This is a genomic window from Pseudomonas sp. W2Jun17, assembly GCF_023127795.1.
Lineage (GTDB): Bacteria > Pseudomonadota > Gammaproteobacteria > Pseudomonadales > Pseudomonadaceae > Aquipseudomonas > Aquipseudomonas synxantha_A.
Genome location: NZ_SPKO01000036.1, coordinates 364,384 through 377,363, shown reverse-complemented (window position 1 = coordinate 377,363; position 12,980 = coordinate 364,384). Strand labels below are relative to the sequence as shown.

Annotated in this window: 10 protein-coding genes; 6 read left to right on the top strand and 4 right to left on the bottom strand. The window is 61.5% G+C overall.

Annotated features, from left to right (window positions below):
* Positions 1-15: 15 nt before the first annotated feature.
* A complete protein-coding gene (gene pvdM / locus E4O98_RS24370) occupies positions 16-1,365 on the bottom strand; it encodes a dipeptidase (RefSeq protein WP_248136480.1) in 1,350 nt (449 codons plus the stop codon).
* 142 nt (positions 1,366-1,507) lie between these two features.
* Here pvdM and E4O98_RS24365 point away from each other — a divergent pair, with 142 nt between their 5' ends.
* Complete coding sequence (locus E4O98_RS24365) at positions 1,508-3,136, top strand: PvdJ/PvdD/PvdP-like protein (RefSeq protein WP_078821108.1); 1,629 nt, start codon at positions 1,508-1,510, stop codon at positions 3,134-3,136.
* Positions 3,137-3,210: 74 nt separating this feature from the next.
* Positions 3,211-4,563, top strand: coding sequence for a Fic family protein (locus E4O98_RS24360; RefSeq protein ID WP_248136478.1), 1,353 nt, complete (start codon positions 3,211-3,213; stop codon positions 4,561-4,563).
* 6 nt (positions 4,564-4,569) lie between these two features.
* Here E4O98_RS24360 and E4O98_RS24355 read toward each other — a convergent pair whose 3' ends face one another.
* Positions 4,570-5,112 (bottom strand): acyl-CoA thioesterase, encoded by a 543-nt coding sequence (locus E4O98_RS24355; protein WP_223018670.1) that lies wholly within the window; start codon positions 5,110-5,112, stop codon positions 4,570-4,572.
* A gap of 109 nt (positions 5,113-5,221) precedes the next feature.
* On the opposite strand from E4O98_RS24355, the gene E4O98_RS24350 reads away from it, so the two are divergent.
* Both E4O98_RS24350 and E4O98_RS24345 read left to right on the top strand, forming a co-directional pair.
* Positions 5,222-6,181, top strand: a complete 960-nt coding sequence (locus tag E4O98_RS24350) for a helix-turn-helix domain-containing protein (RefSeq protein ID WP_148854205.1) — start codon at positions 5,222-5,224, stop codon at positions 6,179-6,181.
* Between the two features lie 132 nt (positions 6,182-6,313).
* On the top strand, positions 6,314-6,640 hold the full coding sequence (locus E4O98_RS24345; protein WP_248136476.1) for a hypothetical protein: 327 nt from the start codon (positions 6,314-6,316) through the stop codon (positions 6,638-6,640).
* A gap of 121 nt (positions 6,641-6,761) precedes the next feature.
* On the opposite strand, the gene E4O98_RS24340 is transcribed toward E4O98_RS24345, so the two are convergent.
* A complete protein-coding gene (locus tag E4O98_RS24340; RefSeq protein ID WP_248136474.1) occupies positions 6,762-7,484 on the bottom strand; it encodes a pirin family protein in 723 nt (240 codons plus the stop codon).
* A gap of 181 nt (positions 7,485-7,665) precedes the next feature.
* On the opposite strand from E4O98_RS24340, the gene E4O98_RS24335 reads away from it, so the two are divergent.
* Positions 7,666-8,616: a GlxA family transcriptional regulator gene (locus tag E4O98_RS24335; RefSeq protein ID WP_032876275.1), complete on the top strand. Its 951-nt coding sequence runs from the start codon at positions 7,666-7,668 to the stop codon at positions 8,614-8,616.
* Positions 8,617-8,711: 95 nt separating this feature from the next.
* Positions 8,712-10,217, top strand: a complete 1,506-nt coding sequence (locus E4O98_RS24330; RefSeq protein WP_248136472.1) for a winged helix-turn-helix domain-containing protein — start codon at positions 8,712-8,714, stop codon at positions 10,215-10,217.
* Here the strand turns inward: E4O98_RS24330 and E4O98_RS24325 are convergent.
* Positions 10,164-12,935, bottom strand: coding sequence for a winged helix-turn-helix domain-containing protein (locus E4O98_RS24325; RefSeq protein ID WP_248136470.1), 2,772 nt, complete (start codon positions 12,933-12,935; stop codon positions 10,164-10,166). The genes E4O98_RS24330 and E4O98_RS24325 overlap by 54 nt on opposite strands.
* Between the last annotated feature and the right edge of the window lie 45 nt (positions 12,936-12,980).

The window sequence follows — 12,980 nt, the reverse complement described above, 5'->3', positions numbered from 1 at the left end:
CTTACTTCGTGCTGGTTAGCGATTGGCCAATGGTTTGGCGGCTTTTTGTACCTGGTCCCACACCCGCAGGAAGTTGCCGCCCCACAGTTTGGCAATATCGGCTTCGGAGTAGCCGCGCTGGATCAATTCGGCGGTGACGTTGCGTACTTCGCCAACGTTCTCCCAGCCCTGCAAACCGCCGCCGTCGTTGAAGTCCGAGGCGATGCCGACGTGATCGATGCCGATCTTGCGCACGGTGTAGTCGATGGCGTCTCCCAGGTCCTTGAGGGTGGCCTTGGGTTCTTCTTCAAGGATGGCGTACAGCGCGCCGGCATACTCGCCGAAGCGTTGCTCGGGCCAGGCGGCAATGATTGCATCGCCGGGCATCAAGGCCATGGCCAGGTTGGGCAGTGGTGGCAGGTCGAAGCGTGCGCGCAGGGTGTTGAGCTTGTCCTGGGTCGGCTGGCTCAAGGGGCGCAGGTACGCGGGGAAGCCCACCACCTGCACCACGCCGCCGCTGTTCTTGATCAGTTGCAGTTCTTTGTCGCTGAGATTGCGCGGGATATCCACCGACGCCCGAGGCGCCGAGTGGGATGCCACTATCGGCGTGCGGCTCAACTGCGCGACTTGTTCCAGGGCCTTGGTCGACATCTGCGACACATCGATGATCACGCCCAGGTCATTCAGGCGATGCACCGCCTGCCGGCCGATCGGCGACAGGCCTTCAAGGGCGTCGGGCGAGTCATTGAAAAACGGCAGCGGGCGCGAAGAGTCGGACCAGGCGTTGTTGCCGATGTAGCTGAACCCGAACATGCGCATGCCGCGTGCAGCCCACAGGTCCAGCTGGTTGAGGTCGTTGCCCAGCGGGTAGGCGTTGAGCATGCTGATAAAGATCGCGAACTTGCCTTCGCCGTGCAGGCGCCGCATATCGTCCGGGGTGTAGGCGATGCCCACCTGGTTGGGAAAGTCGCGCACCATGCCGGAGATGATCTTGTAGCGCACCTCCTGCTCGTGGCGGGCCTCTTCGACAAAACCGTCGGTGGGCTTGTGCGGGGCGTTGTCGCCGTTCCAGATCTCCGGCCAGCCGAAGATCGTCAGTGCGGCACCCGACAATCGGCCCCGCGCCGCCTTGGCCAGGTCGAACTGGCCGCTGCCATCCTTGTCGGCTTCATTGCCTGCCGTACCGAAATCCAGGGGCAGGGTGATGTGGCTGTCGAACGACAACAGGCGATCCTGCATTTCATTGGCCTGCTTGATCACCTCCAGCGGGTATCCGGCGTTGCCCTTGAGCCATTGGTCCCAGACCAGAAAGCCGGCCCCGGCGCCGATAGCCAGGGCCAACGGCAGGCCGATATACAACGCCTTTTTCGAACGTGATTTTGTCATTGCCATCTCAGTCAGTTGCGGCCTTTGCTATCAGGGAAGAACGAGCGCTGGCGGGGGAAATTTAGGCAGCACTGGCGCGACGGTAAATTTCAGCGGGCTGCAAACGTTCTAGCTCTGATCAAGCCGTTTCCTAAGGTAGCCAATGACAATCTCTCGACGTGGGTTCATCGCAGGCCTGGCGCTGACCGGCGCGGCCGTGCCGGCGGCCTTTTATGCCCATCGCGAGCTGACGCGGGAAGAAGAATTCCCCATCACCCCCGGCGAAGCCACGGTGGACCTGGCCGACACCCAGGGCCAGCACCTGGCGAACACCCTGCGTGGCGTCTGGAGCCTGCGCCTGGCAGGGCGCGATGCCGGCCTTGCGGGTTTGCCGTTGCACGGCCTGGAGCTGCTGCTCGACATCGCCCCTCGTGGCCGTGGGCTGCGGGGTTACCTGGATACCGCCGAAAACCTGCGTGCCGACGGCGAGCCACGCTATCGAGTCTTGGGCGACCTGCTGACGGGCGAGAGCGCCGTGCTCTATTGGCGGTTGATCGACCGCGACTCAGTCGGCGGTGTGCCGGCCTATGAGTTCAAGATGACCCTGGATGAAGTCTGGGCTGCCTTCGGCAATGCCGGCAGCGCCACGCTCAGCGGGCAAATCCTCGACCTCGATCGCCCCCTGGCGTTGATCGAGCGCGACAATCGTTTCATCGCGCACAAACAGCTGTTCCCCGAGGCTCGACAACGCATCGGTCTGAATCCCACGTTGCTGGCCTGGCTGGTTTCTCCCGAACATCGCCTGTTTCACCAACTGTGGCACGCCACGCGTGACCAGTGGCACAAGCTCTCCGAAGAAAAACGCGAGGCCCTGCGTGGCATCGGCTGGCAACCGGGGCCCCGTGGCCAGGAGCGCGATGCCCGCGGCAAACGCAAGGATCGCAATGGCTCGGGCATCGACTTCTTCTTCATGCACCGGCATATGCTCGGTACTGCGCGCTCTATGCAAGACCTGCCGTCGTGGCCGCAATTCCCCGCGCCGCAACCGGCGCTGGAGCGTGATCGCCTGGGCTTTGTGCGCTACTTCGACAACCACGACGGCTTCGCGCTGCCGCCCTGTTGGTCGGCGCCGGACGACGCCGACTACACCCAGTGGGTCAGTGATATCAAGGCGGCCGAGACCTACCACAGCAACTTCCAGGTCTGGGAATCCCAATACCGCGACCCGCGCTACCTGGCCAAGTTGACACTGGGCCAGTTGGGCTCGGAGATGGAGCTGGGCCTGCACGACTGGCTGCACATGCGCTGGGCCTCGGTGCCCCGCGACCCGTCCAACGGCGCACCTGTGCCGTTCGCCCGTGACCCAGCAGACTTCTCGGCACGCTGGTATGCGCCGGAGAATGACTTTCTTGGCGATCCGTTTTCATCCCACGTCAATCCGGTGTTCTGGCACTTCCACGGCTGGATCGATGACCGTATCGAAGACTGGTTCCGCGCCCACGAGCGTTTCAACCCGGGCGAAGTGCGTCGCCTTGAAGTCAACGGTGTGGCCTGGTTTGCGCCGGGGCGTTGGGTTGAAGTGGGCGACCCCTGGCTGGGCCCGGACACCCACGGTTGCAGCACCACGCCGGGCTTGCAGCAGGGTCGCTCGATGGAAATGGACCCGGAAATCATGAAACTGGCCCTGCGTATTACCTTCGGCGCCGATGAGGACCTGCTCAAGGGGTTGTTCAAACGCGTACCGCGGCGGCCTTGGTATGCGCGGCATTTGAAGGTCAAGCGCGAGACATGACTGCGCGGTAGACCTTGACACCTTCAGGTCCGTACGCAACGATCAACTCAATTTTAATAAATTGAGTTTCGGCCATGGCTAAGATCCAGAAACCGGTTGATTTCGAGGTGTTATTAAAACGCCACGGCCTGGAAATTTTCGAGCTGGCTCGCACTTTCAAGGCGATCGACGACAAAGGTAGGTATTTGCACTGGGATGAGTTTCGCCGTTATCCCGCACCGGGCCTCAACAAAGAGGCAGCGTGGGCCGCTATCAAAATGTCCCGTGCGTGTGCGAGCAAAACCTTGGAGCTGCGCAGTGAATGCGGCAGGCCTTTTTTCCTGTACACCACTGATTTTTGCGACGCGGTGATTCATGCCGTGGAGTCAGTCACGTCCAGGCTAGGAGGGGCGACTGCTTCCTCTCCTCAATACCGCGACAACACTCAGTATCTGGTCGATTCATTGATGATGGAGGAGGCAATCTCCAGTGCCCAGTTGGAAGGCGCTGCTACCACTCGCAAGATCGCCAAGGACATGTTGGCCAAGGAGCGCACGCCGCAGAATGACGATGAGCGGATGATCCTGAACAACTATCATCTGATGAAGCGGGCCAAATACAGCAAGGATGCAAACCTCTCTATCGCGCTGATCTGCGAGTTTCACGGCATCGCTACGGCGGGGATTGAAGAGGGCGACGCTCATCCTGGGCAGCTTAGAATCGCTGACGATATTTTTGTGGGCGGGGCTGCGGGAGAAGTCGTTCACCAACCTCCTCAGGCAGCGCTGCTGCCGGACAGGCTCGAAGCGCTTTGCCGGTTTGCAAATGACCGACATGACGGCCAAGCCGGCAGGCATTTTATCCATCCCGTGGTGAAGGCGATCATCCTGCACTTCATGCTCGGTTATGAGCACCCATTCAGGGACGGCAACGGGCGCACTGCGCGGTGTTTATTTTACTGGTTCATGCTCAAAAGCGGTTACTGGCCCTTTGAGTACATCTCCATCAGCACACTGCTCAAGGAGGCACCCATGCAATATGGGCGCTCATATGTTCATACGGAAACCGACGCTTTTGATTTGACCTATTTCGTCATTTATCAATTAAGGGTTATCGAGCGCGCCATTAACGAATTTATGGCGTACTTTGAAAGCAAACGTAAAGAAGCCGTGGAACTGATGGGCTGGCTGGGTACGCTTGGATTGCAGGCTGAGCTGAATTACCGACAAGGGCATTTCTTGAAAAAAGTGCTCCACCACCCTGGGCGCATCTTTACGCCCAAGGAACTCAAGCACGACTATGACATTTCGGAAAACACCGCACGCAAGGACCTGGAGAGGCTGGCCGGCATGAAGGTGCTGTTCAAAGTGCAGGAAGGCAAGAGTTTCTTGTACGTTGCCAGAGAGGATGGTCAAGCCAACTTGAAGAAGCTGAAGCCGAAAAGCTAGGGTTTTTCAATCTTGCTCCTCTGCCCGCAGTTGCGCACTCATCTGATCGCAACTGCGCGCCCAGTCGCTGAGCCATTGGGGCATAGGCGGCGAAGTCTCTTCCAGACCCAGTTCGCGCACGAAATCCGACGGCGGCACGTTGCCCTTGGCGCCGCGGAACACTCCACGGATCACCACCACGCCGATCACTCGGCCATGGCTGACGAAGCGGTGCTCCATCAGGCTCCACTTGTGGTCCCAGCCGAGCATTCGGGTGTGCACTTCAAATACCTCGAACAGTTTCAACTCGCGACGAAACTTGCCCCAGGTATCGCCTACGATCGGCACTGCCTTGTGGCGCAGCGCCACGCGAAAGGCACCCGTGCGCAACACAAAATCCATGCGCGCCACATCTGCCAGGGTGAAATAACGACCATTGGTAACATGCCGGTTCAGATCCAGGTCCAACGGCCAAACCCTCATGCGCACCACCGTAGTGGCCAGGCCGTGGACCGGTTTGCGCCAGGGGCGACGCAACAGCATGTGCAGTAATCGAAACCAGAGATTCATGAAAAGACGCCAGACAGTTGAACAATGACCGCACTGTAAAGGCGAGGAATCGGATAAGGTAGGTGCGCAAATGACTTATTTCATGCGAAAAGCGCAAACTGGTTTTTAAATGCACATTACCTTGCTTCTGGCTGACCGATGTTCCGCTGCCAATGCCACCCTTGCCATGGAAGTACTCAGTGCGGCCAACCTGTTCGCGGATAGCCCGTGCTTTGAGGTGGTGCTGGCCTCCCTGGATGGGCAGGCGGTGGTGACATGGGGCGGCCAGCGCCTGGAGGTGGATTGCAGCGTGGCGCAGGTGGCCCGGACCGACCTGGTATTGATCCCAGGCTTTCTGTTTACCCTCAAGGAAGTCTTGCCGACGTTTGCCGCTTACGGCCCTTGGTTGCGTGAGCAGCATGGTCGTGGCGCAGTGCTGGCCTCGATGTGCACGGCCGCGTTTCTCTTGGCCGAAACGGGCCTGTTGCAGGGCTTGCGCGCCACCACCCATTGGGCGTTTACCGAGTTCTTCCGTCGTCGCTATGCCCAGGTCTGTCTGGATGAGGGGCAGATCCTCTGCGAAGAGAACCGCTTGATTACCTGCGGTGGCGCCACGGCGGCGATGGATTTGATGCTGCACCTGATCCGCCGCTTCGGCTCTGCGGAACTGGCTTATACCTGCGGCAAATATTTGCTGATCGATACCGGGCGCACCGAACAGTCGGTGTATGCCATGTGGTCGTTGCCCAAAAGCCACGGGGATAGCGAGATTCTGCGCGTACAGCACTGGTTGGAGCAGCACTTTACCGAGTCATTGGTGATCGACGAGGTGGCCCGGCGCTTCGGCTTTGGCGTGCGTAATTTCAAGCGCCGCTTCAAGGACGCCACCGGTCATACGCCAATCGGCTACCTGCAAACCCTGCGTCTGGAACGGGCCAAGCAGATGCTTGAGTCAACGCGCATGACGCTCGACAGCATTACCTATGCCGTTGGCTATGAAGACAGCAATTCGTTTCGGCGCCTGTTTCAGCAGCGGGTGGGTATGTTGCCGGCGGCGTATCGCAAGAAATTCCTGGTCGTCCAGGGCTGACTCAAATGTGGAAGGGGCGGTGCGACGATTCGACTTCCCCCGGAGGCGACCTGACAGCCGAGCAAATCGCAGACAAAAAAACCGGCTGATCAGGCCGGTTTGGGGGCTCCCGCAAACAGCGCGGGGTTATACGTGGGAGCTCAGCAGACGCTCGGCACCACCTTCGGCCAAGCCACGTTCCTGCAAGCGGTCAGCACCACCTTCGGCCAGACCACGTTCCTGCAAGCGGTCAGCACCACCTTCGGCCAAGCCACGTTCCTGCAAGCGGTCAGCACCGCCTTCGGCCAGACCGCGTTCCTGCAAGCGATCCGCGCCGCCTTCGGCAACACGGGTTTCTATCAGCCGGTCGGCACCGCCTTCAGCGACTACCGGGTGGGCAAAAGCGTTTGCAGCGAGTACCGAGAAAGCGAGGCTAAGCAGGATTTGGCGTTTCATGATGGTGTGCTCCGAGTGCTTTAGTTGGGTGCCGTTTGGCATGGGTTTGATGTTACGCGCTGCATGTTTTAAGAGAACTTCATTGCGCTGATGGTGACTATCGATGCCAGCGATGGTCCCGCTTACGGGGCCATCACCGTGACCGTCATGGCATCTGCGGCAGTTCGTTGGGGCGCAGGTCAAACACCAGCACTTCGGCGTCCTCGCCATGGCTCAGGCGGATCTGGCGCTCGTCCCGCACTCGCACACCGTCGCCTTCCTGCAAGCGCTGACCATTGAGTTCAATGCTGCCGCGTGCCACATGGACGTAGGCGTAGCGATCCGGTGCCAGCTCCAGGCGGGTACTTTCGTCAGCGTCGAACAGCCCGGCATACACCCGCGCGTCCTGACGCACTTTCAGCGAACCGTTGGCGCCGTCCGGCGAGATGATCAACTGCAAGCGCCCACGTTTTTGCGCTTCACTGAAGTGCTCCTGCTGATAGCGTGGCTTGGCGCCGGCTTCGTTGGGCACGATCCAGATTTGCAGGAAATGCACACCAAGGCGCTGGCTGTGGTTGAACTCGCTGTGGGCCACGCCGCTGCCGGCGCTCATCAGTTGCACATCGCCGGGGCGAATCACCGAACCAGTGCCCAGGGTGTCCTTGTGCTCCAGTGCGCCTTCAAGCACATAGGAGAAGATCTCCATGTCGCGGTGGGGGTGCTGGCCGAAGCCTTTACCCGCGGCGACACGGTCATCATTGATCACCAGCAGGTCGGAAAACCCCTGCTCCTTAGGGTTCCAGTAGTTGGCGAAAGAGAAGGTGTGGAACGACTTCAACCAACCGTGATTGGCGGCGCCGCGTTCGGAAGCTTTGCGAAGGGTCAGCATGGTCCAGTCCTCAAGTGAGCGCAGGCTGCGAGATGCAGGGCGCTTGCGTTGAGAAGAAGGTTAATGGTTAACAAAAGATTGATTAAGAAGGTGGAAATAGAATTACTGTCAACTTCAGGTTGACAGTAAAAGTCGTGCCATAATGCCCGTCGCACTCCTTCTCGATGGACATTTCCCGCTTATGAAAACCGTGGCCATGGCGCTGTTCCCGGACTTCCTGCTGCTCGACATGGCCGGGCCGCTTGAAGTGTTTTCGATTGCCAACCGCTATCTGCCGGCGGCCGATCACTACCAGATCCTGACCATTGGCACGGAGCCTGGTCCGTTGCGGGCATCCAATGGTGTGGTGGTCCAGACCGATCTACTGTTGGAACAGGCTCAGGCGGCTTATGACCTGCTGCTGGTGCCGGGTGGCCCAGGTGCCTATAACGAATGCCATCCCGCGTTGCTGCCTTGGCTGAAGGCCGCCGCGCCGCGTGCCCGGCGCTTCGGCTCGATCTGCACCGGGGCCTTTGTGCTCGGACATGCAGGTTTGCTCGACGCGCACCGCGTGACCACCCACTGGCACTACACCGAGCGCTTGATCAAGGCTTTTCCCAAGGCCATCGTCGAGACCGACCGCATCTACTTGCAGGACGGGCGCCTGATTACCTCCGGCGGCGTCACTGCGGGTATCGACCTGGCCCTGTCGGTGGTTGCCCAGGACCATGGCAAGCAAGTGGCGGTGGATGTGGCCAAAGTCTTGCTGGTGGTGATGAAGCGCCAGGGTGGCCAGGCCCAGTTCAGCCCCATGACGGCTGCGGTAGCGCCGCAGGAAACCGCGATCACCCGCGTGCAGAACCACGTGCTGGCGCATCTTGATCAGCCGTTTACCATCGAGTCCATGGCCGAACTGGCCGGCATGAGTGCACGCCATTTTGCGCGACTGTTCGCCAAGGACGTGCAGATGACGCCCATGGCGTTCTTGCAGGGCGCGCGCATCGACCGTGCCCGGCAACTGCTGGAAACCACCGACCTGCCGCTCAAGACCGTGGCGTTCCACGCAGGCTTTGGTAGCGTGCGGCATATGCGCTTTCTGTTCAGTGAAAAACTGGGCCTGAACCCGACCCAATACCGACAACAGTTCAGTTAACGACACAATGTCCGTCTGAGGCACTCGATTGTCCGTATCGCTCCCCGTGCCAGCATTGTCCTGTCATCGCTAGCTGGCAAGATAGGGCCGAGCCCATGGAAAAGGATGCGCAGGCACTCAAGCACGGGTGTTTCAGCGCAGTTACGGACATGCAAGATTCTGCGACGCTGAGCTTCGGCCCCTACACCTTTCATCGGCAACAGCGCCTGGTCAGCAAGTCTGGCTGGCCGGTGCCGTTGGGCGGGCGTGCGTTGGATATTCTTACGGTACTGCTGGAAGCGCCGGGGCAGTTCATCAGCAAGGCCACCTTGATCGAACGGGTCTGGCCCAACAGCGTCGTCGAAGACAATAACCTGCGCGTGCATATTGCCGCGTTGCGCCGGGCGCTGGACGGACGACGCCTGATCCTCAATCACCCCCAGCGTGGTTATTGCTTCATTGGCCCCGTGCAAGCCACTGTGCCGACGCTGCCGGCCGCGCATAACCTGGCTGCCCGGCTCAGCCCGGTGTTCGGTCGCGAAGAGCTGGTGAGCCTGCTGGCGCGGCGCTTGTCCGGGCAACGCTTGCTGACCCTCACCGGTGTGGCCGGCGTCGGCAAAAGTACGCTGGCGCTGGTCCTGGCCGAACGCGTGTTGTCGCGCTATCGCGACGGGGTGTGGTGGCTCGACCTGACCCAGATGCAAACCCTTGGCGAACTGCTTGCCAGCGTTGCCACGGTCATGCAGTTCAAGCCCACTGACAGCCTCGATGAGGTGTCTCGCCAGTTGGCCTCGCGCCAACTGCTACTGGTGCTCGACGGTGCCGACCTGTTGCTCGGCGCCTGTCGAAAGCTGGTGCGCACACTGCGCGAAAGAGCGCCCGAGGTGAGTATCTTGATCAGCAGCCGCGAACCCTTGCTGGCGCCCGGCGAGTGGGTGTTGCGTGTACCTGCGCTGGCACTGCCTTCACTGTCGGTGTGCCGCAGTATCGAGCAGGCCATGGCGTGGCCCGCAGTGCAGCTGTTTGTCGCCCGCGCCCGCGCCAGCCAGCAGGATTTTGTATTGCGGCCGCAGGACCTGGCGCCGTTGCGCGATATTTGTCGACGCCTGGACGGTATCCCATTGGCCCTCGAACTGGCGGCCGCCCAGGTCGATGCGCTGGGCATCGGCGCAGTGCAGCAGCAGTTGCGCAGCGGCCTGCAGGGGCTGACGCGCGGTCGCCGCACAGCGGTAGAGCACCATCGCTCAATCACCGCTGCCCTGGATTGGAGCTACGAGCGTCTGAGCCTGCCGCAGTGCTGGCTGTTCTTGCAGTTGGGCTTGTTCAAGATGGCGGTGAGCTTGCCCACGTTGAGTGAGATGGTACGCGGTACCGAGCTTGAGCACGCCGACCTGTCCTATCTGTTGGCGCGTCTGGTCAATACCTCGCTGCTGGTCATCGAGCCTGGGCTTGGCCCGCGGCGCTACCGGTTGCTCAACTGCGTGCGCAGCTATGCTTTGGCGCAATTGCGTGATCCGGACCAGGTGCAGCGGTTGCAGCAAGGTTATGGAGACAGCCTGGATGTGTGTTCAGGCCGGCCGTTTGTCTTGCAACTGGTCGAGCAGGCCGCGCACGCGCATTAAGTCCTGGGTGGCGAAGCCTTCGGTAAATTGCGCGTGGATCGGGCTCAGCAGGTTCCTGGCAGCCAGGCTGCGCCCTTGCTGTTGCCACAGTTGCGCCAGGGAGTGCGCACATCGCAGCTCCCAGGCGAGCGCGCCTTGCTGGCGCGCCAGGCCAAGGGCCTGGAGCAAGAGGGCTTCAGCGACGCGCATATCACCTTGACGCGCCAACTGTTCGGCGCGCACCCGCAGGATTTCCGCGGCGCACCAGCCGGCAGCGCCACTGTGTGCCCTTTCGATGGCGGCCGCGTCGGCTTCACGGGAGCCGAGTGTGATCAAGGTATCCTCGATCAGTCCCAGACCCTGCAAATGGTTGTCACCCAGGATGCCGGCGTAATGCCCGGCCCAGGTCTGGAACAGTTGCACTGAATGCTTGTGGGATTGCTCCAGCAGCAGCGTTTGCAACGCGTGTGCGTCGTCTTCGGCGCCGTTGTAGCGGGCGATTACCACGCTGGCCAACGCCAGGGTGTAGCAAATCGATGTGCCGTGATTGATCTGCAGCGCCAGCTCCAGCGCCTGGCTGGCGGTACGCCAGGCGCGCTCGGGAAAGCCTTGCAGCCACAGAATTCTCGCCAAGATGGTCAGGGACGCGACGTTTTGGTCGTACTGCACGCCCACGCCATGGGCGAAGCGGTTCACGTGGCCACTGTGGGTCATGCGCTGCAGCACCTGCTCGGCATGGTGACGAGCAAGCGGCTGATTGCCCATGTAGTGCTGGCCCAGCGCGCGCAAGCGTTGGACGCTGAGGTCCAGCAGCGGTTCGGTGCGCGGGTCGAGGCGCTCGAACTGTACGCTTTGCTCCAGCGCCTCGGCATAGCGTCCGGCACACAGGTTCACGGCCATATGGCCTGAGACCGCACGCAACTGGCCGGCCAGGTCCTGATTCATTTCGGCCAGGCGTGCGGCACCCACGAAGGCTGCGACGGTCTGGGGCGCGGGGCCCAAGGCATGGTACGAAAGACTGCCCAAAGCCAACTGCAATTGCAGGGTCAATTGGGTGCAAGGGGTCTTGACCTGATCAATCAGCGCCAGCGCCTTGTGCACATAACCGCCATGCTCGCGCAGTAACGACAGCTCCTGCCACAGCGGCATCGCACTGACCGTCAGGCGAATGGCCAACAGGTGCTCGTTTTCCTCGGTAAAGCCCCAGTCGAGTGCGGCGCGCACGTCCTCGCGCAGCGGTGCGTAACGGTCGAGCCAGGGCTGCGTGGCGATCAGTTCCCAGTCGCCTTGCGCCTGTTCCATCAGCGCCAGGCACCTGGCGGCGTGGCGTTCGCGAGTGGCGTGCAGCTCGCCGGCCTGGCTGAGCTTTTCCAGGGCATAGGTGCGGGTAATATCCAGCAGGCGATAAACCATCTCGTCATCGCTGGCTTCCACGTTCAACAGCGACTTGGCCACCAGTTGCGTGATGGAGCCCAGCACCTGGGCCGGGGCAATGTTTTCCCCGGCGATCACCGCCGCCGCGCTGACCAGGCTGAAACCACCGCGAAACACCGCGAGCCGGCGCAGGCAGATTTTTTCGCATTCGGTGAGCAGGTCAAAACTCCAGTCGAGCGTAGCTCGCAGGGTTTGCTGGCGGGGCAGGGCACTGCGTCGCCCGCGGGTCAGCAGACGGAAGTTGTCCTCCATCTGCACCAGCAGCCCCTGCAAGCCAAAGCGTTCGATCTGCGCGGCGACCAGTTCGATCGCCAGGGGAATGCCGTCCAGGCGCTGACAAATATCGATTGCCAACGGCAGTTCGGCTTCGCTGAGGGCAAAGCTGTCCTGATGAGACATCGCCCGCTCGATCAGCAACTGCATGGCCGGGTAACCCAGGGCCTGGGCACGGTTGCCGGTGGCGGGCGGGCAGGCCAGCGGTTCGAGGCGTTGTACATGTTCACCCTCGGCGCGCAGGGCTTCGCGGCTGGTGCTGAGAATGTGCAGGTGCGGCGCATGGCGCAACAGGGTTTCGCTGATCAGGGCAATGTCGTCGAGCAGGTGTTCGCAATTATCGATCACCAGCAGCATCTGGCGCGCCTGCAGGCTGCGGGCGAAGCTGACCAGTGGCGCATTTTCGCCGGGAGTGAGGCCGAGCAGGGCGGCGAGATTGGGCAGGATCATCGATGCGGCGCTCAGCGGCGCCAGGTCCAGCAGATGAATCCCATCGCGGTAATGCCCGATCAGCAATTCGGCGACACGCAGGGCCACGGTGGTCTTGCCGATGCCACCGGCGCCGGTCAGGGTGATGAAGCGTTGCTGCGGCAGTTGCTGCACCAGCGCGTCGATCAGGGCCTGGCGGCCGATCATTCGCGTGCGTCGCAGCGGCAGGTTATGGCGCGGGCGCTGGGGGGCGCCGTCAGTGGGTAGCGTCATCGGTTCGATGCTCAGTGGCGCAACAAAGCTGTAGCCGCGCTGGGCGACTGTGACGATATAGCGCTGCCCGGCCTGGCCGTCACCCAGCGCCTTGCGCAACGCCGCCATGTGTACCCGCAGGTTGCCGTCTTCCACCACGCTTGTGGGCCAGACCCGCGCGATCAGCTCCTGCTTGCTCACCACATTGCCGGCTTGCTCCAGCAGGATCAGCAGGATATCCACCGCCCGCCGCCCCAGGCGCAACGGGCGACCAGCCTCCAGCACCAGGCGCTGGCGCGGGTGGATGCAGTAGGGGCCGAAGTGCACGGCCTGGTCGCTCAGGTCTGTCATGGTTGCCCAGGTTATGGAGTAGGGGTTGGGCCAGCATATTCCAGC